Origin of the sequence: Agromyces sp. H17E-10 (assembly GCF_022919715.1) — a bacterium.
Classification (GTDB): Bacteria; Actinomycetota; Actinomycetes; order Actinomycetales; family Microbacteriaceae; genus Agromyces.
This window is the reverse complement of record NZ_CP095042.1, coordinates 109874-131108: the sequence shown is the minus strand read 5'-3', so window position 1 is coordinate 131108 and position 21235 is coordinate 109874. Positions and strand designations below refer to the sequence as shown.

Sequence of the window (21235 nt, the reverse complement as noted above, 5' to 3'; positions counted from 1 at the left end):
ACGCGAACGGCGGGAGATGACCTCCCGCCGTAGTCAGGATATCGCGGGGAGGGGGGCTTGCGGCAAGGGCCCCGGCGGGGGCGATGATTGACGCTTCCGTCTACCTGGAGCTGAGCATTTGACCCCTTCGTCGACCGACGTCTTCGCCCTTCCCGACCGCCTCGCAGCCAAGGCGTCACCCGAATCGATCGCCGCCGACGAGCGGTGGTTCGCCCGGATCGCGGCGAACCTCGAAACCCAGGCCGCCGACCTCGGCGCCAGGCTCGCCGATCTCTGCGCGCTGCCGGGCCGCGGGGGCGAAGCCGCGCTCGAGCGCGACCTCGAGATCCACCGCACGAGTGCCCGGATCCGGCTGCTGCAGCGGTTCGGCGTCGACCTCTGCCTCGGGCGGATGGTCCCGGCCGACGGCGGCGAACCCGTGTACATCGGTCGCGCGGGACTCACGGGCGACGACGGCGAGCCGTTGCTCGTCGACTGGCGCGCGCGCGCCGCCGAGCCGTTCTTCGGCGCGACGCATGGCGATCCGATGGGTCTGTCGAGCCGGCGCCGGTACCGGTGGACCCGCGGGCGGATCACCGACTACTGGGACGAGGTCTTCACGCCCGGGACGGGCGTCGACGGCCTCGCGCCCGACGACCAGTCGGCGTTCATCGCGAGCCTCGGCGCGAACCGCTCGCCGCGGATGCGCGACGTGCTCGGCACCATCCAGGCCGACCAGGACGCGATCATCCGTGCCGGCTCCCGCGGCGCACTCGTGGTCGACGGCGGACCGGGCACGGGCAAGACCGTCGTCGCGCTGCACCGCGCGGCCTACCTGCTGTACTCCGACCCGCGGCTCGACGCGCGGCGCGGCGGCGTGCTCTTCGTCGGCCCGAGCCACGCCTACCTGTCGTATGTCGACGATGTACTGCCGAGCCTCGGTGAGGAAGGCGTGCGGATGGCGACCCTTCGCGACCTCGTCGAGGAGGGCGCCGACGCGGTGCCCGAGCACGACCCGGCGGTCGCGCGACTGAAATCGACGGCATCGCTCGTCGGCGCGATCGAGACGGCCGTGCGGGGGTACGAACAGCCGCCCACCGATGAACTCGTCGTCGAGACACCCTGGGCGGAGCTGTATCTCAGCGCAGGCGACTGGGCGGAGGCCTTCGACGCCCCCGAGCCGGGCACCGCTCACAACGAGGCGCGTGCGGAGGTCTGGGACGCGCTCCTCGGCATCCTGCTCGACCAGTTCGACGACGACGAGGTGCCGCCCGCGCTCGTGCGTCGAGCGCTCGAACAGCACGACGAGCTCGTACGGACGTTCAACCGCTCGTGGCCGCTCCTCGACCCGGTCGGCGTCGTCGCCGACCTGTGGTCGGTGCCCGCCTACCTGCGGCGCTGCGCGCCATGGCTCTCGTCGAGCGAGGTCGAACGCCTGCAGCGCGACGACGCCCGGGCCTGGACCGTCGCCGACCTGCCGCTGCTCGATGCCGCACGGCGCTTGATCGGCGACCCGGAGGCCACCGCGCGACGGCGACGGCGACGTCTCGCCGCGGCAGCCGAGCTCGAGCAGCGCGAGCGGGTGCGCGACGAGCTCATCGCCGCCGACGACTCCGAGATGCACCTCATGTCGATGCTGCGGGGACAGGACTTCACGAACACCCTCGCCGACGACGTCGACGAGGGGCCGCGCTCCGAACCCGAAGTCCTGGCGGGTCCGTTCGCGCACGTCGTCGTCGACGAGGCGCAGGAGCTCACCGACGCCGAGTGGCAGATGGTGCTCGCGCGCTGCCCGTCGCGCAGTCTCACGATCGTCGGCGACCGCGCGCAGGCGAGGCACGGGTTCACCGAGTCCTGGCTCGAACGGCTCGAGCGTCTCGGGGTCCCGAACGGGCGGCTCACCGCGCTCGGCGTCAATTACCGCACCCCCGAGGAGGTCATGGAGGTGGCCGAGCCGATCATCCGTGCCGCGCTGCCCGACGCCAACGTGCCGACCTCGATCCGCCGGAGCGGCGTACCGGTCGCTCGGGGCGCCGTCGGCGAGTTGGGCATCATCCTCGAGCGTTGGCTCGCCGCGCACCCGGACGGCACCGCCTGCGTCATCGGTGCTCCCCACCTGGCGAGCACCCCGCGTGTGCGGTCGTTGAGTCCGGAGGTCTCGAAGGGCCTCGAGTTCGACCTCGTCGTGCTCGTCGACCCCGACCGGTTCGGCGAAGGGATCGAGGGCGCGGTCGATCGTTACGTCGCGATGACGAGGACCACGCGCGAGCTCGTGGTGCTCACGAGCGGCTGAGCGTCGCGCTCGTCGCGGTCGCCGTCGTCGCCCGTTCGGGAGGTGCCGTCACGGCTGCTCGGCGAGCCTCGCGCTGATCCGCTCGAAGATCTCGGGATCGCGGGCGACGAGCCGCACGTCGTCGACGTTCGTGTCCACCGCGTCGATCGTCTCGATCGCGGCGGCGATCGCGTCGTCGAGGGGCCAGCCGTAGACGCCGGCGCTGATGAGCGGGAACGCGATCGAGTGCACCCCGAGCTCGTCGGCCACGGCGAGCGATCGGCGATAGCAGGACTCGAGGAGCGACCGGTCGCGCTCGCCGGCCCGGTGATTCGGGCCCACCGTGTGGATCACCCACGGTGCGGGGAGTGCCCCGCCCGTCGTCCAGCCGGCATCGCCTGTCGCCAAGCCGTAGGGGAACCTCGCGATGCAGTCCTCGAGCACGGCGGGACCGCCTGCGCGGTGGATCGCGCCGTCGACGCCACCGCCCCCGCGCATCGCGTTGTTCGCCGCGTTGACGATCGCGTCGACGCGCTGTTCCGTGATGTCGCCGAGGACGGCGGTGACGACGGCCATGCCACCAGTGTGCACCGGGCGGCCCGCCAACGCGAGGCCGCCCGGCTTCGATCAGGCCGGAACCGCGGCAGGATTCTGCGCCCAGAGGTCGGGTCCGAAGACCTCGTACTGGATCCGTTCGCTCGGGATGCCGCGGCCGATGAGCGTCTCGCGCATGGCGCGCATGAAGGGCAGCGGGCCGCACATGAAGACGGTCGGTGCTTCGGGCAGGTCGACCTGCCCGAGGTCCATGAACCCGGGCAGTGCGGGGTGCAGCGTGGGCGCCTCGTCGGCATCGCGCTCGTACCAGTTCTGCGCGCGGGCGTCTTCCATCGCGAGCACCTGGCGCCGGAGCGAGTCGTACAGTGCGTGCGTGTCGTGCGCACGGTCGGCGTGGAAGAGGCGCACCGTTCGGTGCGGCTGGGTGCGCGAGAGGTCTTCGAGGATCGCGGCGACCGGCGTGATGCCGATGCCGGCCGACACCAGCACGAGCGGGTCGTCCGAGTCGTCGAGCACGACGTCGCCGGCGGGCTGCGAGACGTCGAGGACCGTACCCGGTCGAGCGTGCTCGTGCAGCCAGCCCGACACCTGGCCGTCGGGCGCGTCGCCGACGCCGAGGACCCGCTTGATCGTGACACGCAGCGAGTCGCCGCGGGGGCCCGACGAGATCGTGTACTGCCGAGGCTGGCGCGACCCGTCGGGCAGGTCGACGGCGATCGCGACGTACTGGCCGGTCCGGTGCTCCGGCGCCGTGCCCTCGACCGGCGCCAGCACGAGCGAGAACACGTCGTCCGACTCCTCGAGCCGTTCGACGACGCGGTAGGCCCGCCACGGATGGTCGGGGTCGGTGCCGCCGAGGGCGTACAGCTTCGCCTCCTCTGCGATGAGCGAGCAGCCGAAGAGCCAGTACACCTCGTCCCAGGCGGCTCGAACCTCGGGGGTGACCGCGTCGCCGAGCACGGTGCCGACGGCGTCGAGCAGATGCTTGCCGACGATCGTGTACTGGCGGGCCGTGATGCCGAGCGAGACGTGTTTGTGCGCAATGCGCCGCATGACGGGGGAGAAGTCGGGAGCGTCGGGGTCGATGAGCTGCACGGCGAAGGCGACGACCGAGGCGGCGAGGGCCTTCGGCTGCTCGCCGACGGCCTGGTTCGCCCGGTTGAAGACGCGGAGGAGCTCGGGATGCGCCGCGAACATCGCCGGGTAGAACACGCGTGTGATCTCCTCGGCGTGTTGGGCGACGACCCCGGCGGTCGCACGGACGATGGCTTCGGACTCGGCAGAGAGCTGCATGACGTACCTTCCAGGTTCGAGAGAACGCGTCGTACCGAGTCTCGGACCGCGGTCCTCGCGTTCGCGTCCGGTTCCACCGGACTTATTCGACGCGTCGTAGAATTGCGACGTGCCACGTCGAACCGGCGACTTCCGCGGCCTCACGCAGCCCAGCCGCATGCGCCTGCTGCAGGCGATCCAGCGAATGCCGGGCCGACGTGCGGCCGAGCTCGCCGAGGAGTGCGGCATCCCCGTCAACACGGTGCGGGATCACCTCCAGGTGCTCGAGCGGGAGGGCCTCGTCCGCGGTGAGGCGATCCCGACGAACTCGCGTGGTCGGCCGCCGATCGGCTTCCACGCGGTGCAGGATGCTGCGACCAGCGCGGTCGCGGGCGAGCGCATCGCAGCGGCGCGTCGACGCGGGGCACTCCTGCGTGCGACGATCGGCGAAGCGCCTGCCGTCGACGCCGCGGCCCAAGGTCAGCTCGACGTGCTCTACGAGCACCTCGACGACGCCGGCCTCGAACCGGAGCTGGACGACGCGGCGCTCGCCTTCGAGCTCGCCCCGTGTCGCTTCCACGACCTCATCGACGACGATCCGGCACTCGTCTGCTCGGTGCACGCGCGCCTCGTCGCCGACGTGCTGCACCAGGCCGGCGGCCCGCTCGCGGTCGGTCGCCTCGAGCCCTTCGTGACCGAGCACCGGTGCCGGCTCTCGCTCACTCGCCGTGACGCGGTCGCTCCCGCTGCGGCGTCGGATGCGAGCACGGAGGGCTGAGCGCAGTGAGCCGCCGGACCGGCCGAGAGCGGGCGCATCGCCGCGCGTGAAGTCGTCGCCCGCGGCATCCAGCCGTCACCCGACCGGGCCGCGTACCCTTGAGAGGTGACGAACTCGACCGAACAGGCCCGCCCCGCCGCAACTGCCGGCGCCGTGCGCCCCACGAAAGCCCGCCAGGTGCGCCCTGCGACCGAAGGCTGGGAGCAGAAGAAGGGCCCCGATGGGCGCCCGATGCTGCAGTTCGCCTCGCCCAAGCGCGGCAAGCCGCCCGTGCACCTCGCCGACATCGCGCCGGCCGACCGCAAGGCGCACGTCGCCGAGCTGGGCTTCCCGGGCTACCGCGCCGCGCAGCTGGCCACCCACTACTTCGTGCACCACACGAACGACCCCGCCGAGATGACCGACCTGCCCGCCGCGTCGCGCGACGCGCTCGCCGGAGCAGTGTTGCCGAAGCTCCTCACCGAGGTGCGGCGGTTCACGACCGACAACGGCGACACGATCAAGTTCCTGTGGAAGCTGCACGACGGCGCCCTCGTCGAGTCGGTGCTCATGCGCTACCCGGGCCGCGTCACGCTGTGCGTCTCGAGTCAGGCCGGCTGCGGCATGAACTGCCCGTTCTGCGCGACCGGGCAGGCCGGCCTCACCCGCAACATGTCGGCGGCCGAGATCGTCGAGCAGGTCGTCATGGCGAACGCGGCCCTCGCGCGCGGCGAGCTCGGCGGCCGCAAGAAGGGCGACCACACGCCCGATCGCGTCTCGAACATCGTGTTCATGGGCATGGGGGAGCCGCTCGCGAACTACGCCCGGCTGATGTCGGCCGTGCGCACGATGCTGGCGCCTGCGCCCGACGGGCTCGGTATGTCGGCGCGCGGCGTGACGGTGTCGACCGTCGGTCTCGTGCCCGCGATCAGGAAGCTCGCCGACGAAGACCTGCCCGTCACGTTCGCCCTGAGCCTGCACGCGCCCGACGACCAGCTGCGCGACGAGCTCATCCCGGTGAACTCGCGGTGGAAGGTCGACGAGGCGCTCGACGCCGCGCGCGCCTACTTCGACAAGACCGGCCGTCGCGTGTCGATCGAGTACGCGCTCATCAAGGACATGAACGACCACGGCTGGCGCGCCGACCTGCTCGCCGAGAAGCTCAACGAGCGCGGACGGGGCTGGGTGCACGTCAACCCGATTCCGCTCAACCCGACGCCGGGTTCGATCTGGACGGCCTCCGACACGGACGTGCAGCAGGAGTTCGTGCGTCGCCTCGAGGCCGCGGGCATCCCGACGACGATCCGCGACACGCGCGGCAAGGAGATCGACGGCGCCTGCGGGCAGCTCGCGGCGGCCGACGCCTAGATCGACGGATGCCTCGGGGGAGCCGTCCCCGTCGCGTCCAGCCGTGGCATCCCCACTGGAAAATCAACTTTAGTTCGCATAAAGTTGATTAACGGTCGGATCGACGGACGGAGGCGCCATGGGCCGGTTCGTCGAACGCGTGTGGCAGCCGAACGACGCCTCGCACCTCAGCCGACGCGACCGCGCGCCCGGCCGGTTCCTCGCGTACGTGCCCGACGAGCTCGGAACCGACGTGCCCGAGATCGGCGAGCAGGCCCGCCGCGCCGCCGAGGACGCGCTCGCGGTGCTCGCGCGGGCCGACGAACGGATCGGCGCCCGTGGCGGCTACCTCAACCACTTGCTCATCCGCTCGGAGAGCATCTCGTCGTCGTGGATCGAGGGCAACCGCATCACTCCGAAGCGCCTCGCGGTCGCGGAGCTGCTCGAGACCGGACCGAAGGTCGCGCTCGACGTCGTCGCGAACGTGCGCGCGACCGAGCGAGCGATCGACGAGCTCGCCGACCGAGACCGCGCCATCACCGTCCGCGACCTCGAGCGCCTGCAGCACCTCATCGAACCGTCCCTCGCGCCGGGCCTGCGCACCGAGCAGAACTGGGTGGGCGGCACGGGCTGGAGCCCGCTTCGCGCCGACTTCGTGCCGCCGCCCGAGTCGGAGGTGCCGCGCCTCGTCGACGACCTCGCCCGCTTCGTCACGGCGACCGAGGGCAACCCCGTCGTGCGCGCGGCGATCGCCCACGCGCAGTTCGAGACGATCCACCCGTTCATCGACGGCAACGGGCGCACGGGCCGCGCACTGATCCACACCGTGCTGCGCCGCGCCGATGCGGTGCGCAACGTGCTCGTACCGATCAGCACCGTCTTCGCGGGCGACACGAACGCGTACCTCGCGGGGCTCACCGCGTTCCGGGCCGATCCGCCCGCGCTCGACGACTGGGTCATCGGCTTCGCGCACGCCGCCGAGCTCGCGGCCGGCAATGCCGTCCGCCTTGCGGACGAACTCGACCGACTCGACGGCGAACTCGTCGAGCAGCTCGTCGCGAGCCGACGTCAGCGCGGCGCGACGCCCGCGCATCCGCGCAGCGACGCCGTCGTGCTGAAGGTGCTCGGCGACCTCGCCGGCGAACCGGTGCAGACGATCGACGTCGTCGCGGCCCGGCATGGCGTTTCGAAGGCCGCCGCCCAGCGGGCGCTCGCCGAGCTCGCCGACGCGGGCATCCTCGGTCGCAGCAAAGACCAGAAGGGACGGCTGATCTGCTGGACGGCCGACCGCCACCTCGCGCTCGTCTCGCTCGCCGAGCGCAGCAACCGCGTGGGCGGCGGCGACACCCGCGAACGGGCACCGAGGCTCGGACCGCCGCGCCCCGTCGAACCGAACGGAGCGAATGCGTGAACGAACCGGTCCTCGAACTGCGCGACGTCACCTTCCGTCGCGACGGCAACCCGATCCTGCACGGGATCGACCTGACCGTTCGCGCCGGCGAGCACTGGGCTCTGCTCGGCCCGAACGGCGCCGGCAAGAGCACGATCCTCGGCTTCTGCGGGGCGAAGACGCACCCGACGTCGGGCACGGTCGACGTGCTCGGCCGCCGGCTCGGCAGGGTCGACCTCCAGGAGCTGCGTCGCGAGATCGGACAGGTCGACCCGCGACACCCGCTGCATTCGCGACTGACCGTTCGCGAGGTCGTGCTGACGGGCCTCACGGGCACGATCGAGACGCCGATGCGCTGGTCGCCGAGCGCCGCCGAGATCGCGTCGGCCGACGCGCTGATCGACGACGTCGGGCTCGCCGCCCGGCGCGACGCGACGTGGCCGACGCTCTCGCAGGGTGAACGGGGCCGGGCGCTCATCGCGCGGGCGCTCGTCGCGGAGCCGAGACTGCTGCTGCTCGACGAGCCGACGACCGGGCTCGACGTGGCGGCCCGCGAGCAGCTGCTCGAGACGCTCGACGACCTCGCGCACCGCGCGCCCGACCTCGCATCGATCCTCGTGACGCATCACCTCGAGGAACTGCCGGAGACGACGAGCCACGCACTCGTCATCGCGCACGGGCGGGTCGTCGCATCCGGACCGGTCGACCTGGCCGTCACGAGCGAGACGATCACGAACGCCTTCGAACATGCGATCGCCGTGACCCGCGACGGAGACCGGTGGGCCGCGCGGGCGACGCGCGGAGTGCGCGTCTGACGAGCGTCGGTGCCGGGCTCAGCGCCCCTGCAGGGCTGCGATCAGCGTGCCGATCGCGACGAGCGCGATGATCGCGACCAGCCCCCAGCGGCGCAGCTGCACGGCGAGCAGCGCCGCCGAGAGGCGCCGGCGTCGCCGGCGCCTCGGCGGGCGCGGTGCGGGCGTGCTCAGGCGGCACCCGGCACGATGAGGCCGCTCGTCGCCGAGCGGGCGCGGTCGAAGCGGGCGGCGACGTCGGCCCAGTTCACGATCTCCCAGAACGCCTTCACGTAGTCGGCCCGCACGTTCTTGTAGTCGAGGTAGTACGCGTGCTCCCACACGTCGAGCTGGAGGAGCGGGGTGACGCCGAGCGGGGCGTTGCCCTGCTGGTCGAACAGCTGGAACACGACCGGGCGGGCCCCGACCGAGTCCCAGGCGAGCACCGACCAGCCCGAGCCCTGCACGCCGAGCGCGGTCGCCGTGAAGTGCGAGCGGAACGCGTCGAACGACCCGAACGCGTCGTCGATCGCCGCCGACAGCTCGCCCTCGGGCGAGCCGCCCCCGTCGGGCGACATGTTCTGCCAGAACACGCTGTGGTTGATGTGGCCGCCGAGGTTGAACGCGAGGTCCTTCTCGAGCTTGTTGACGTTCGCGAGCTGACCCGTCGCACGCGCCTCCGCGAGCTGCTCGAGCGCCGTGTTCGCGCCCGTCACGTAGGCCTGGTGGTGCTTCGAGTGGTGCAGCTCCATGATCGTGGCCGAGATGTGCGGTGCGAGCGCCGCGTAGTCGTAGGGCAGGTCGGGCAGGGTGTAGGTCGACATTGCGATGTCTCCTTCTTCGGGGATGGCCGCCGGCGGTCGCCGGCTGGCGGGGTCAGAATTCGGATGCCTCGTCGCCGAGGCGCACGTAGCGACGATCGTGGTACACGAGTGGAGGGGCCTCCGGTCCATGATGCACCTCCAGGACCTCGGCGACCACGAGGGTGGAGCTGCCGACGGGCACCAGCTGGAGTGCTCGGCAGCGGAGAGCCGCGCGCGCATCGGCGAGCACCGGTTCGCCGGTCGGCAGTCGCGTCCATCCCTGCTCGGCCGTGAAACGCGGGGCACCCGACCGTGCGAACGCCTCGGCGACCGCGACCTGGTGCTCGGCGAGCAGGTGGACGACGAACGACTCGGCGCCGAGCAGCGCGCCCGCGGAACCGGTCGCGCGGGTGACCGAGAACGAGAGTACCGGCGGGTCGACGGCGACCGAGGCCACGCTCGAGGCGGTCAGCCCCACCGGGCCGGTCGCGGTGCCCGCCGAGACGAGGGCGACACCGGCCGGGTGGAAACGGAAGGCGGACTTGAACGCGTCGGCGAGCCCGGGGGCGGCGTCGTCGGCGGGCTCGGTCAGCGCAGTGTGGCGAGCCGCGTTCACTCGTGGCCGCCCTGCGGCGCCAGCGCGGCGACGACCGGGTGGTCGAACGGCAGCGTGCCCGTCTTCGCCGCGCCGCCGGGGGAGCCGAGCGGGGTGCCGCCGGGAGCACCGGGAGGGGTGATCTCGAAGAACTCGACGTTGGCCTTGTAGTAGTCGGCCCATTCGTCGGGCAGGTCGTCCTCGTAATAGATCGCCTCGACGGGGCAGACGGGCTCGCACGCACCGCAGTCGACGCACTCGTCGGGGTGGATGTAGAGGGATCGCTCGCCCTCGTAGATGCAGTCGACAGGGCACTCGTCGATGCAGGCCTTGTCCTTGACGTCGACGCAGGGAAGGGCGATCACGTAGGTCACGAGATCACCCCGGAGTTGAAACGCATGAGCCCAGCCTAAAACCTCAAGTACTCTTGAAGTCCAATCGAGAGGGAACGGCATGCCGACGCACGCGCCAGACGAGCTGCTCACCGTCGGGGAGATGAGCCGCCGTACCGGCGTCGCACCCTCGGCGCTGCGCTTCTACGAGGACCTCGGACTCATCGCATCCCAGCGCACGGGCGGCAACCAACGACGGTACGCGAGACACATGTTGCGACGGGTCTCGCTCATCGTGGTCGCCAAGCGCCTCGGCATCCCGCTCGGCGACGTGCAGGCCGCGTTCGAGCACGTGCCGCTCGACACCACGCCGAGCCATGACGACTGGCAGCGCGCCTCCCGACGATGGAAGCGCCAGCTGGAGGTGCGGCGGCTCGGCATCGAGCGGCTCGAGCGAGAGCTCACGGGCTGCATCGGGTGCGGATGCCTCTCCATGAAGGCCTGCGGACTCCTGAACCCCGACGACGCCCTCGGCGACGGCGGCGCCGGCCCGCGCCGGCTCGAGGACGACCTCGAGGAATGAATCGCGCGCTCAGACCCGCGGGGGAGTAGCGTGGCGCCATGGGCGGCGACCGCGTGCCCGATGCCTGGGAGGCCGGCCCCGCGTACGAGCGGTACGTCGGGCGATGGAGTCGTCGCGTCGCTCCGCGCTTCCTCGACTGGCTCGACGCCCGCGATGGGCTGCGCTGGATCGACGTCGGCTGCGGCACGGGCGCGCTGAGTGCCGCGATCGTCGAGCGGTGCGCCCCGCGCTCGGTCGACGGTGCGGATCCCTCGCCCGGCTTCCTCGAGTCGGCCACGGCGGAGCTCGGTTCCCGGGTGACGTTCCATCTGGCCGAAGCCGCCGCACTGCCGTTCGACGACCGCTCGGTCGACGTGGTCGTGTCGGGACTCATGCTGAACTTCGTGCCCGCTGCGGCGGCGGCCCTCACGGAGATGCGGCGCGTCGCCGTCGGCGAGGGGGTGGTCGCGGCCTACGTGTGGGACTACGCCGGGAGGATGGAGATGATGCGCCGGTTCTGGGATGCCGCCGCCGAGGTGGATCCCGCCGCCGCGCGGTTCGACGAGGCGACGCGGTTCCCGATCTGCACACCCGCCGGGCTCGAGGAGGCGTTCGAGGCCGCCGGGTTTCGCGAGGTGGTGACCGGTTCGATCGAGATCCAGACGCGATTCACGGGCTTCGACGACTTCTGGGCGCCGTTCCTCGGCGGACAGGGCGCAGCACCCGCCTACGCGATGTCGCTCGGCGCGACGCAGCGCGAGCGGATCCGCGACGCGCTCGACCGCCGGTCGCCCCGGGATCCGGACGGTGGGATCTCGATGGTCGCCCGCGCGTGGACCGTGCGCGGACTCGCCGTGCGCTGACGTCGACGGGGTGTCGAGGCCACCGATGCCGCATCCGATTCAAAAACGAATTCCACTCGGTTTCGGATGACTTTCACAGGAAGAAGTGAGGTTCTGTCCAGAACCTCTGGGCAGACTGGCCACTTCGCCCGGGCGCCCCCGCGTCCGAGGAACGTCGACCGAAGGTTCGGCCCGCGCTCGCGCGAGCAGTGCCGCCCACGTGAAAGTCATGCAGAACCAGTCTTCCCCCCAGAACACCCCTGACAACTCCACCGAGATCGAGCCGGCAGCCAGCCGCCGCGAGCGTCGCGCCAACCGCGGCTGGCGCAAGGGCCCCGTGATCGCCGCCGGCGCCGTCGTGGCCGTCGGCGCCCTCGTCGGATCGGGCTTCATGCTGCAGTCGGCCGTCGCCGCGCAGAACGAGCGCATCGCCGCCACGGCCGAACTGAGCGCCGCGACCGACCTCCGGGTCGAGCAGCTCGGCTCGCACTCGACCATCCTCGCGGCGCGAGCCGAGAAGGAGGCGAAGGACACCCTGAGCGGCGCGAAGGACACCATCACCGCCGCCAAGGGCAAGGCCGACGCGACCGAGCTCGCCTCGTCGGTGGCTGCGCTCGACAACTACGAACTGCTCGCGCCCGAACGCGTCTTCGAGCTCGCCGGCGCGACCGAGTCGCACACGACCGAGGTCAAGCAGGCCATCGCCAAGGCCGACAAGATCGCAGCCGAGAAGAAGGCCGCGGCCGAGGCCGCGGCGCGCGCTGCCGCCGAGAAGGCTGCGGCCGAGGCGGCTGCCGCCGAAGAAGCGGAGTCGTCGAGCAGCGGATCGCGCCCGTCTGGACCGGCGAACCCGAGCGGCGCCCAGGCGATCGCCCGCGACATGCTCGCGGCCCGCGGCTGGGGCGACGACCAGTTCGGATGCCTCGTGGCCCTGTGGGACCGCGAATCCGGGTGGAACGTGTACGCGTCGAACCCCTCGGGTGCCTACGGCATCCCGCAGGCGCTTCCCGGTTCCAAGATGGGCTCCGCGGGCGCCGACTGGGAGACGAACCCCGCGACGCAGATCGCCTGGGGCCTCGGCTACATCGCCGATCGCTACGGCAGCCCCTGCGGCGCCTGGGACCAGTCGGAATCGGCCGGCTGGTACTGAGCCGGCAGCCGAGCATCGCGGAAGGGCCGCGGTGGACGAATCGTCCACCGCGGCCCTTCGCGTCGGCAGCCGTCGCTCCTAGGCGACGCTGTCGGCCTGCGCCGTCGCGGCGTCGCGCGTCGGCAGCTTCCAGCCGGGGCGCACGAAGTGGCAGGTGTAGCCGTTCGGGTACCGCTCGAGGTAGTCCTGGTGCTCGGGCTCGGCCTCCCAGAACGGGCCCGCAGGGGAGACCTCGGTCGTCGCCGGGCCGGGCCACAGGCCCGACGCGTCGACGTCGGCGATCGTGTCGCGAGCGACACGCTCCTGCTCGGGGGTCGTCGGGAAGATCGCCGACCGGTAGCTCGTGCCGATGTCGTTGCCCTGGCGGTTCTTCGTCGACGGGTCGTGGATCTGGAAGAAGAACTCGAGCAGGTCGCGGTAGCTCACCTGGTCGGGATCGAACACGATCTCGATCGCCTCGGCGTGCGAGCCGTGGTTGCGGTAGGTCGCGTTCGGCACGTCTCCGCCGGTGTAGCCGACCCGCGTCTCGAGCACGCCCGGGCGCTTGCGGATGAGGTCCTGCACGCCCCAGAAGCAGCCGCCGGCGAGGATCGCGGTCTCGGTACGTTCGCTCATGGTGTTCTCCTGGTCTCTCGACGGGCGGCAAAGCATACCGCCCGAATGTCTCAACAACACGGGGGTGGTCCGTGTTCCGGCGCCGTCGATAGCCTGACACAGTGAAGACCGGAGAGCAGGACTCCTTCGTGCGGCGGGTGATCCGCCTCGGCGAGCGGGTGTGGCAATGGGCGCTCGGCTTCACGGTGGTGCAGGCGATCATGCGCTACTTCGCGAGGCACGGGCCCATGCTCGCCGACAGCGTCACGTATCGGGCGCTGTTCTCGGTGTTCGCCGGCGTCTTCCTCGGGTTCGCCGTCGCGGGGGTCTGGCTCGCGGGCCGGCCCGAGGCGATCACCGCCCTCGTCGACGCGCTCAACGCCGTCATCCCGGGCCTCGTCGGCGAGAACGGCGTGATCAAGCCCGAGCAGCTCGTGCAGCCCGTGACGCTCAGCGTCGCGGGCGTGCTCGCACTCGTCGGTCTCGTCGGGGCTGCGATCGGTGCGATCGGCTCGTTGCGCGTCGCGTTCCGCGACCTCGCCGAACAGCCCGACGACACGAGGTTCTTCGGCTGGCTGATGTTCCGCGACTTCGTGTTCGCGATCGCGTTCGGTGGTGCGTTCGTCATCTCGGCGGTCATCATGGTCGCGAGCACCGCCGCACTGGGCACCGTCTTCGACTGGCTCGGGCTCTCGACGGGTTCGCCGTGGTACGACGCACTCACCCGTATCCTCTCCGTGCTGCTCGCGTTCGCGATCGACACCGCGGCGATCGCCGCGCTCTTCCGGCTGCTCTCCGGGATCCGCGTACGGGCGGGCTCGCTGTGGCGGGGCGCCCTGCTCGGCGGCCTCGGACTGACGGGGCTGCAGGTCCTCTCGGGCCTGTTCGTCGGGGGCGCCATGGCCAACCCGCTGCTCGCCTCCTTCACGGCGCTCATCGCACTGCTCATCTGGCTCAACCTGTCGAGCCAGGTCATCCTGATCGCCGGCGCCTACATCGTCGCCGACCATCGGGTGGCCGAGGGCCGTCGCCGGGCGGCCGTCCGCTAGGGTCGGCGCCCGGTGGCGGGTCGTCGCCGGTCAGATCGGGAACCCGCGCCCCGGCGGGATGATCGCGTCGGGCGCGACGACCTCGGGCTCATCGTCCTCTTCATGGAGTTCGACGTCGCCCTCGTCCTCGTCGACGTCGATCTCGATCGCCTCGGTGTCGTGTTCCGCGCTCTGGGCCTCTGCGTCATGGTCGCGCTGCATGATTCCTCCCATCGGTCGTCTCCTTCCACGCTAGGTCGCCGGGGGGCGGCGGCAAGGGGGTTGACCTCGACGTGCCGTCGGCCGGGCCTGCAGAATGGGGCGCATGCCGACCGTCGTCCAGCTCGTCCGATCCGTGGTCTCGCCGCTCACCCGCACTCGTCTGTTCCGGTTGGCCGCGCCGCGGCTCCTGCCGCCCGTCGAGCGGCTCGTCGCATGGGTGAGCGGCGGTCGTCTGCAGCTCAGCGCGCTGCTCGTGCCCTCGCTCGTGCTGCACACGACCGGCGCGCGCTCCGGAGAGCCGCGTGACAGCGCGCTCATGTACACGCCCGACGGGCACGGGCGCGCCATCGTCGCCGGCACGAGCTTCGCCCGCGACCGGCATCCGGCGTGGACCTACAACCTGATGGCGCATCCCGATGCGTCGATCACCGTGCGCGGGCGCTGGATGCCGGTGCGCGCCACCCGCATCGACGACGCCGGTCGCGACGAGGCGTGGTCGCTCATCGAGGCGCAGTGGCCGGGATACCGGGCGTACGAACGCGAGTCGGGGAGGGTGGTCCGGCTCTTCCGGCTCCAGCCGCTCGCGGAACCGAAGAGCCGAGCCATCCTCGCCGATGAGGCGTAGGCTGCACCGCATGTGCAGGAACATCCATCCCCTCCACAATTTCGAACCCGTCGCCACCGACGACGAGGTGCACGCAGCGGCCCTGCAGTTCGTCCGCAAGGTGAGCGGGTCCACGAAGCCGTCCAAGGCGAACGCCGAGGCGTTCGATCGTGCGGTCGAGGAGATCGCGCACATCACCCGTCACCTGCTCGACGACCTCGTCACGAGTGCGCCGCCGAAGAACCGCGAGGTCGAGGCGGCGAAGGCCCGGGCGAGAGCCGCCCGACGCTACGAGCAGATTCCCGCCTGATCCGCGCGGCACGGGTGCGCGGGGTCGGCGGGAGCCGGTAGCGTCGCACCCATGGCCGGCGATGCGATCGAGCTCACTGTTCCCCGACCCGACGGCGACCGCGTCGTACGGATCTCGAGTCCCACCCGGGTGATCTGGCCCGAGGCGGGCATCACCAAGCGCGACCTCGCCGAGTATCTCGTCGCGGTCGGTGATGCGTTCATCGCGGCGAACGGCGACCGACCGGTGTCGTTGCAGCGGTTCCCGGGCGGCGTCGACGGCGAGCAGTTCTTCTCGAAGAACCCGCCGAAGGGCGCACCCGACTGGATCCGGGCGGTGACGGTCACGTACCCGAGCGGGCGCAAGCATCCACAGCTCGTGCTCGACGAACCCGCCGGCGCCGTCTGGGCGGCCCAGATGAACACGGTCGTCTTCCATCCGTGGGCGTCCCGTGCCGAGCGCAGCGACTTCCCCGACCAGTTGCGCATCGACCTCGACCCGCAGCCGGGCACCGGCTTCGCCGAGGCCGTGCCGATCGCCCTCGCGCTGCGCGAGCTGCTCGCCGAGGTCGGGCTGACCGGCTTCGTGAAGAGCTCCGGCAGCCGCGGCATCCACGTCTTCGCCCCCATCGAACCCGAGCACGAGTTCCTCGACGTCCGGCACGCGGTGATCGCCCTCGGCCGCGAGCTCGAGCGCCGGCTGCCCGAACAGGTGACCACCAACTGGTGGAAGGAGGAGCGCGGCGACCGCATCTTCATCGACTACAACCAGGCGAACCGCGATCGCACGATGGCCGGCGCCTACAGCCCTCGTCCGCTGCCGCACGCGCCGGTGTCGTGCCCGCTCGAGTGGTCCGAGCTCGAGCGCACCGACCCGGCCGCGCACACGATCCGCACCGTTCCGCGGCGCCTCGCCGAGCGGGGCGACCCGTGGGCCGACATGCACGCGAAGCCGGGCCGGCTCGGCACCCTGCTCGAGTGGTGGGCTCGGGACCTCGAGGACGGGCTCGGCGAACTGCCGTTCCCGCCCGACTTCCCGAAGATGCCGGGTGAGCCCACGCGGGTGCAGCCGAGCCGAGCGAAGAAGGTCGACGACGAGTCAGCCGGTTGAGCCCGGGCCGGTCTCGTTGCCGAGCGCGGCGACCCGGTCGTACCCGGGGACCGACAGGCGGCCCGTGCCTGGCCGCGCCCCCGCACGGACGTCCTCGAGCACGGCGCCGACGGCGGCGAGCGAGGCCCTGAACAGCAGCGAGCCGGTGCTGACTCGTGCGACCCCGAGCGCGGCGAGCTGGTCGATCGAGCGGCCCGACTGGGCCAGCACGTTCACGGGAGCGGGGATGCCGTCGACGAGCGCCGTGATGGTGCGGTCGTCGAGCGCCCCCGGCACGAAGACACCCGAAGCGCCCGCATCGAGATAGCGTCGAGCCCGCTCGAGCGATGCCGTCGTGCGCTCGCCGACGGAGTCTCCCGTCTCGACCCAGAACGCGTCCGTCCGTGCGTTGACGTACAGCGCGGGCGCGCCGCGTACGACGGCCGAGACCTTCGCGGCGAGCAGCTCGGGGTCGCTGAGCCGACCGTCGACGGTGGAGTCCTCGAGGTTGACCCCCACTACGCCGAGCTCGGCGAGGTGCGAGACGATCTCGGCGACTTCCGCCGGGTCGTGGGAGAACCCCGACTCGAGGTCGACCGTGACCGCGATCCCCGCCGCGACGAGTCGCCGAGCGAGTTCGAGCGTCGGCTCGAGCGTCGCGCCGGCGCCGTCCGGCTCACCGGCCACGACCGCGAGGCCGAGGCTGGTCGTGCCGACGACGTCGGCGCCCTGTTCGGCGAGCCAGAGACCTGACGCGAGGTCCCACGCGTTGGGCAGGAGCAACGGCTCGCCGCGCCGGTGGAGTGCACGGAACCGGGCCGGGCTCAGCACGACGGCTCCCGGAGCACGTCGACGACGGCCGTGGCGATCGCGACGGCATGCACCGAGGCGGGACAGCGACGTGCGCCGGAGCCGAAGGCGAGGTTCCTTGGCGGCGCCCCCTCCCGGGCTTCGCGGTCGGGGCCGTCGAGCCGGAGTTCGACGAGTCCGCGGTCGGCGAACTGGAGTTCGTCGAGTCGCCTGCCGCCGAGCGGGCCTCCGTCGACCCGGTCACGGTCGTCCGTCTCGCCGGTGCGTGCCGGGGCGATGCGCCGGGTCGACGCGACCGGCGGCTCGTCGCGGAGCACGAGGTCGACCAGGCGCGGGGTCGGCATGGCCGGGGATGCGGCGGCTCGACGCAGCGTGGTGGCGATGAGCGCGCCGGTCGCCGTGTGCGCCTGCACGAGCAGCTGCGCGTCGAGCGCCGCGTGACGACCGGCGGCGGCTGCGCCGAGCAACTGTTCAGCGGCGGCATCGACGGCGGGCTCGTCGACGACGGAGCCGGTCGCGTACGGCACGGCGACCGTCGCGGCGGCCTCCGCGAGCGACTCGGGGTCGGCCAGTCCGAGCGCGGCGGCGAGCACCACGACGGGCGCGCGGCGCGCGATCTCGGCGGGTTCCCGGCCCCTCGCGAGCGCGTCCTGCGCCCACGCGCCGGCGTCGCGACCGAGCTGCACGGCGTCGATCGCCGCGAGCCGCGCGTCGATCTCGCGGCGGCGCGCGTCGTGCACGCGGTCGTTGACGAAGCGGGATGCCGCTCCGCGCAGTCGCGCGAACGGGGTGTCGCCCGGGGCGGCTTCGGGTACCTGCCACGCCGGGTCGTCGAGCACGCGGGCGACGTCGGAGCGGTCGTGGATGACGGACATGCACCGAGGCTACGACGCCGACGGTTCGTCGACGGTCGAAGCATCCTCGTCGTATCGTGGCCTCATGGAAGGTGACGCCGATCTCGCGACCCCGGCCCGGTTGATGGGCGAACCGGCGCGAGCCGCGATGCTCGCCGCGCTGCTGGACGGTCGCGCACTGCCGGCCGGCGAGCTCGCGGCGATCGCGCACGTGTCGGCCGCGACGGCGAGCGCCCACCTGGCGCGGCTCGTCGACGGCGGCCTCGTGCGGGTGCGGCCGCTCGGTCGGCACCGCTACTACGAGCTCGCCGGGTCCGAGGTCGCCGACGCGATCGAGTCGCTGCAGCGGCTCGCACCACGACGCCCGGTGTCCTCCTACGCGCAGTCCGCGACGGCGCGTCGGCTCGCCGAGGCTCGATCGTGCTACGACCACCTCGCCGGCCGGCTCGCCCTCGGGATCGCGGACCGGCTCGTGGCGGAGCGGTCCATCGCCCCGCTCGAGGCGGGCGAGACGGGCGCCGTGCTCGCGACGGACGGGCCGCTCGCCCAACGGCTGCGCCTCGTCGACCTGCCGGCGGCGGGCCGTCGGCCCGTCGTGCGCGGCTGCCTCGACTGGACCGAGCGGCGGCCGCACCTCGCCGGCGCGCTCGGTGCTCATGTGCTCGAGGTCCTCCTCGCGGAGGGCACCGTGGCACGCGTGCCCGGCGACCGCTCGCTGCGGGTGAGCGACGAGGCGCGGGCGGCGTTCGGCGGCTGAGCCGTTCGGGCTGAGCCGTCCGGCACCCGACTGCGTGAGCCCGCGGGGTCAGACCGCGATGTCGCGCGGCACGTGGGGGAGTCGCGGAACCCCGTGCAGCTCGTGATGCAGCCGTTCCATGCGGGTGTCGAGCTCGGCGGCCGTGTGGGCGGCGTCGGTCAGGCCGTCGAGGAGCTCCTGCGGCACCTGCCGGTCGTACTTGTAGTAGATCTTGTGCTCGAGGCTCGCCCAGAAGTCCATCGCGATCGTGCGGATCTGCACCTCGACCGCGACCGGATACGGCCCGGTCGAGAGGAACACGGGCACCTCGACGATGACGTGCAGGCTCTGGTAGCCGTTCGGCTTCGGCTCCTTGATGTAGTCCTTCACCTTGAGCACCCGGATGTCGCGCTGGGCGGTCAGGAGCTCGAAGATGCGGTACGCGTCGGAGACGAAGCTGCACGTCACGCGCACGCCGGCGATGTCGGTGATCGTGTCGCGGATCGTGTCGAAGTTCGGCTCGATGCCCTTGCGCGCCATCTTCTCGATGACGCTGTCGAGGCTCTTCAGCCGGCTCGAGATGTGCTCGATCGGGTTGTAGTCGTGCGTCTGGCTGAACTCCTCGCGCAGGATCGAGAGCTTCGTGATCACCTCGTCCATGCCGAACTTGTAGCGCATCATGAACCGCTCGGTCTCGTCGCGCAGCGCTCGCATCTCGTCGAGGGTCTGGCCGTCGATGGTCTCGAGGGTGCGCTGGGCGCGCGGGGTGAGCATGGCCGGTGCATCGGGATGCCTCGTGGGACGAGTGCCGTCGAGCGGAGTCACGACCACCACGCTAGGCGGCGAAGCTCTGGATTCCCTTTGACTCGGGCTGCGTTCGCCCGCAGCGGAGCACCGCTGTCGCGTTCGACGCGACCGCGCCGGTCAGTCGACGGCCTCGACGTAGTACCAGCGTTCGTCGACCCTCGAGAACCGGCTCGTCTCGTGCTGGCTGCCGCGCTCGCCGTCGTGGCGGTAGTGCGCCGTGAACTCGACCACTCCCTCCCGGTCGAACGGTCCGCCGCGCTCGGTGCGCGCGATGTCGAGTCGAAGCCAGCGGATCGACGGATCGAGTTCGAGCTCGCGTGGTCGCGTCGTGGGGTGCCAGGTCTCGAGGAGGTAGGCGGCCGCGCCCGTGGCGAAGGCCGTGTAGCGCGATCGCATGAGTTGCTCGGCCGTCGGCGCGTGCGCCGTTCCGCCGATCAACCGATGGCAGCATTCGCCGAACGTGAGCCCCGACAGGCAGGGGCAGCGATCCTCGGCTGCGGGTACGGCGAACGGGGATGCATCGGCTGGGAGCATCCTCCGAGTATCGCGCGTTTCGCCGCCGCATCCATGGATCGCACAGGGAGAACTGAGGATCCATCCAGAATCGGAAGGCAGGGTGTCTGACTTGTGCCCGTGCTCGGGGCCGCCCCCACGTCTACGAACGAACCGAGCAACTCCAGAGAATATGCAGAACCAGACTTCCCCCAGCCCTGAGACCATTCACGAAGACCCCACCGGCATCGCCCTCGACGACCACCCTCGTCGCTCGATCCGTCGGCGCGCGAACCGGCGCCGCCTCCTGCTCGCGGGAGCCGTCGCCGGCGTCGCACTCATCGTCGGCACCGGCTTCACCGTCAAGTCGGCCGCCGAGTCGCAGGCGCGCATCGACGCGACCACGGCGCTGACCGAGGCGACGGGCGTGCAGCACGACCAGTTGGGCGCGTACAGCGCGATCGCCGCGGCACGCACGCGTGCCACCGCCGAGGACACGCTCTCGACCGCGAGCGCGACGCTCGCCGCGGTCGACGGCAAGACCGACACGACGAACCTCGCGGCGTCGGTCGCCTCGCTCGGCGACTACGAGCTGCTGCCGGTCGACGAGCTCGCCGACCTCACCAAGGAGACGCGCGACGAGGTGGCCAAGGCGAGCGCCGCGGCCGCCGAGTACGACCGCGAGCAGGAGGCGAAGGCGAAGGCCGCAGCCGAGGCGCTCGCCCGCGCGAACACGCCCGACGGTGCGCGCGAGACGGCGCGCTCGATGGCCTCGAGCACGTACGGCTGGGGCGACGGCGAGTTCCAGTGCCTCGACTCGCTGTGGCAGAAGGAGTCGGGGTGGTCGTACACCGCGATGAACGGCTCCAGCGGCGCCACAGGCATCCCGCAGGCGCTGCCCGGCAGCAAGATGGCCACCATGGGCGCCGACTGGCAGACCAATGCCGCGACCCAGATCGCCTGGGGTCTCGACTACATCTCGCGTTCGTACGGTTCGCCGTGCAGCGCCTGGTCGCACTCGCAGGCCGTCAACTGGTACTGATCCGTCGCTGAAGCGCCCCGC

25 protein-coding genes are annotated in these 21235 nt (G+C 71.7%); 14 read left to right on the top strand and 11 right to left on the bottom strand.

Annotation, left to right across the window (positions count from 1 at the left end; translation table 11 throughout):
* Positions 1–118 precede the first annotated feature (118 nt).
* Positions 119–2272, top strand: a complete 2154-nt coding sequence (gene helR / locus MUN74_RS00635) for an RNA polymerase recycling motor ATPase HelR (protein ID WP_244854433.1) — start codon at positions 119–121, stop codon at positions 2270–2272.
* 48 nt (positions 2273–2320) lie between these two features.
* Here the strand turns inward: helR and MUN74_RS00630 are convergent, their stop codons facing one another.
* The gene (locus MUN74_RS00630) at positions 2321–2827 is read right to left on the bottom strand and encodes an O-acetyl-ADP-ribose deacetylase (RefSeq protein ID WP_244854431.1); all 507 of its coding nucleotides are present in this window, start codon (positions 2825–2827) and stop codon (positions 2321–2323) included.
* Positions 2828–2878: 51 nt separating this feature from the next.
* Positions 2879–4099, bottom strand: a complete 1221-nt coding sequence (locus tag MUN74_RS00625; RefSeq protein WP_244854429.1) for a globin domain-containing protein — start codon at positions 4097–4099, stop codon at positions 2879–2881.
* A gap of 109 nt (positions 4100–4208) precedes the next feature.
* Here MUN74_RS00625 and MUN74_RS00620 point away from each other — a divergent pair, with 109 nt between their 5' ends.
* From MUN74_RS00620 to MUN74_RS00605, 4 genes are all read left to right on the top strand, one after another.
* Positions 4209–4856: a helix-turn-helix domain-containing protein gene (locus tag MUN74_RS00620; protein WP_244854427.1), complete on the top strand. Its 648-nt coding sequence runs from the start codon at positions 4209–4211 to the stop codon at positions 4854–4856.
* Between the two features lie 105 nt (positions 4857–4961).
* Entirely contained in the window at positions 4962–6203 is a 1242-nt protein-coding gene (gene rlmN / locus MUN74_RS00615; protein ID WP_370647322.1) for a dual-specificity RNA methyltransferase RlmN, read from the top strand.
* A 118-nt stretch (positions 6204–6321) separates the two neighbouring features.
* Positions 6322–7593, top strand: a complete 1272-nt coding sequence (locus tag MUN74_RS00610) for a Fic family protein (protein ID WP_244854425.1) — start codon at positions 6322–6324, stop codon at positions 7591–7593.
* Entirely contained in the window at positions 7590–8387 is a 798-nt protein-coding gene (locus tag MUN74_RS00605; RefSeq protein ID WP_244854423.1) for an ABC transporter ATP-binding protein, read from the top strand. Before MUN74_RS00610 ends, MUN74_RS00605 begins: the two co-directional genes overlap by 4 nt.
* Before the next feature lie 167 nt (positions 8388–8554).
* On the opposite strand, the gene MUN74_RS00600 is transcribed toward MUN74_RS00605, so the two are convergent.
* Genes MUN74_RS00600 through fdxA form a run of 3 tightly spaced genes read right to left on the bottom strand, consistent with a single transcriptional unit; the run spans position 8555 to position 10135 of the window.
* Positions 8555–9187, bottom strand: coding sequence for a superoxide dismutase (locus MUN74_RS00600; protein ID WP_244854421.1), 633 nt, complete (start codon positions 9185–9187; stop codon positions 8555–8557).
* Between the two features lie 52 nt (positions 9188–9239).
* Positions 9240–9758: a flavin reductase family protein gene (locus MUN74_RS00595; RefSeq protein ID WP_244856515.1), complete on the bottom strand. Its 519-nt coding sequence runs from the start codon at positions 9756–9758 to the stop codon at positions 9240–9242.
* A gap of 20 nt (positions 9759–9778) precedes the next feature.
* Positions 9779–10135, bottom strand: a complete 357-nt coding sequence (fdxA, locus tag MUN74_RS00590; RefSeq protein WP_244854419.1) for a ferredoxin — start codon at positions 10133–10135, stop codon at positions 9779–9781.
* Between the two features lie 79 nt (positions 10136–10214).
* On the opposite strand from fdxA, the gene soxR reads away from it, so the two are divergent.
* From soxR to MUN74_RS00575, 3 genes are all read left to right on the top strand, one after another.
* The gene (gene soxR / locus MUN74_RS00585) at positions 10215–10676 is read left to right on the top strand and encodes a redox-sensitive transcriptional activator SoxR (protein WP_244854418.1); all 462 of its coding nucleotides are present in this window, start codon (positions 10215–10217) and stop codon (positions 10674–10676) included.
* A 38-nt stretch (positions 10677–10714) separates the two neighbouring features.
* Entirely contained in the window at positions 10715–11518 is an 804-nt protein-coding gene (locus MUN74_RS00580; protein ID WP_244854416.1) for a class I SAM-dependent methyltransferase, read from the top strand.
* A gap of 208 nt (positions 11519–11726) precedes the next feature.
* Positions 11727–12647 (top strand): aggregation-promoting factor C-terminal-like domain-containing protein, encoded by a 921-nt coding sequence (locus tag MUN74_RS00575; RefSeq protein ID WP_244854414.1) that lies wholly within the window; start codon positions 11727–11729, stop codon positions 12645–12647.
* Positions 12648–12725: 78 nt separating this feature from the next.
* Here the strand turns inward: MUN74_RS00575 and msrA are convergent, their stop codons facing one another.
* Positions 12726–13262 carry a peptide-methionine (S)-S-oxide reductase MsrA gene (gene msrA, locus MUN74_RS00570; protein ID WP_244854412.1) on the bottom strand — a complete coding sequence of 179 codons (537 nt, stop codon included), beginning with the start codon at positions 13260–13262 and terminating at the stop codon, positions 12726–12728.
* 101 nt (positions 13263–13363) lie between these two features.
* Here msrA and MUN74_RS00565 point away from each other — a divergent pair, with 101 nt between their 5' ends.
* Complete coding sequence (locus MUN74_RS00565; RefSeq protein ID WP_244854410.1) at positions 13364–14290, top strand: YihY/virulence factor BrkB family protein; 927 nt, start codon at positions 13364–13366, stop codon at positions 14288–14290.
* A 30-nt stretch (positions 14291–14320) separates the two neighbouring features.
* On the opposite strand, the gene MUN74_RS00560 is transcribed toward MUN74_RS00565, so the two are convergent.
* Positions 14321–14503, bottom strand: a complete 183-nt coding sequence (locus MUN74_RS00560; protein WP_244854409.1) for a hypothetical protein — start codon at positions 14501–14503, stop codon at positions 14321–14323.
* 91 nt (positions 14504–14594) lie between these two features.
* Between MUN74_RS00560 and MUN74_RS00555 the strand changes: the two genes are divergently transcribed.
* The 3 genes from MUN74_RS00555 to ligD are packed head-to-tail and all read left to right on the top strand — an operon-like array spanning position 14595 to position 16494.
* The gene (locus tag MUN74_RS00555; RefSeq protein WP_244854407.1) at positions 14595–15116 is read left to right on the top strand and encodes a nitroreductase/quinone reductase family protein; all 522 of its coding nucleotides are present in this window, start codon (positions 14595–14597) and stop codon (positions 15114–15116) included.
* A 10-nt stretch (positions 15117–15126) separates the two neighbouring features.
* Complete coding sequence (locus MUN74_RS00550; protein WP_244854405.1) at positions 15127–15405, top strand: DUF2277 domain-containing protein; 279 nt, start codon at positions 15127–15129, stop codon at positions 15403–15405.
* Positions 15406–15456: 51 nt separating this feature from the next.
* Complete coding sequence (gene ligD / locus MUN74_RS00545) at positions 15457–16494, top strand: non-homologous end-joining DNA ligase (RefSeq protein WP_244854403.1); 1038 nt, start codon at positions 15457–15459, stop codon at positions 16492–16494.
* Here ligD and MUN74_RS00540 read toward each other — a convergent pair.
* Together MUN74_RS00540 and MUN74_RS00535 are read right to left on the bottom strand one after the other, a co-directional pair.
* Positions 16483–17304 carry an isocitrate lyase/PEP mutase family protein gene (locus tag MUN74_RS00540; protein ID WP_244854401.1) on the bottom strand — a complete coding sequence of 274 codons (822 nt, stop codon included), beginning with the start codon at positions 17302–17304 and terminating at the stop codon, positions 16483–16485. The genes ligD and MUN74_RS00540 overlap by 12 nt on opposite strands.
* On the bottom strand, positions 17298–18158 hold the full coding sequence (locus tag MUN74_RS00535; RefSeq protein WP_244854399.1) for a cytochrome P450 family protein: 861 nt from the start codon (positions 18156–18158) through the stop codon (positions 17298–17300). Before MUN74_RS00535 ends, MUN74_RS00540 begins: the two co-directional genes overlap by 7 nt.
* On the opposite strand from MUN74_RS00535, the gene MUN74_RS00530 reads away from it, so the two are divergent.
* Positions 18157–18894 (top strand): ArsR/SmtB family transcription factor, encoded by a 738-nt coding sequence (locus MUN74_RS00530; RefSeq protein ID WP_244854397.1) that lies wholly within the window; start codon positions 18157–18159, stop codon positions 18892–18894. The genes MUN74_RS00535 and MUN74_RS00530 overlap by 2 nt on opposite strands.
* Before the next feature lie 48 nt (positions 18895–18942).
* On the opposite strand, the gene MUN74_RS00525 is transcribed toward MUN74_RS00530, so the two are convergent.
* Positions 18943–19647: a GTP pyrophosphokinase gene (locus tag MUN74_RS00525; protein ID WP_244856513.1), complete on the bottom strand. Its 705-nt coding sequence runs from the start codon at positions 19645–19647 to the stop codon at positions 18943–18945.
* Positions 19648–19797: 150 nt separating this feature from the next.
* On the bottom strand, positions 19798–20214 hold the full coding sequence (locus tag MUN74_RS00520) for a YchJ family protein (protein ID WP_244854396.1): 417 nt from the start codon (positions 20212–20214) through the stop codon (positions 19798–19800).
* A gap of 151 nt (positions 20215–20365) precedes the next feature.
* On the opposite strand from MUN74_RS00520, the gene MUN74_RS00515 reads away from it, so the two are divergent.
* Complete coding sequence (locus MUN74_RS00515; protein WP_244854394.1) at positions 20366–21214, top strand: aggregation-promoting factor C-terminal-like domain-containing protein; 849 nt, start codon at positions 20366–20368, stop codon at positions 21212–21214.
* Positions 21215–21235 lie beyond the last annotated feature (21 nt).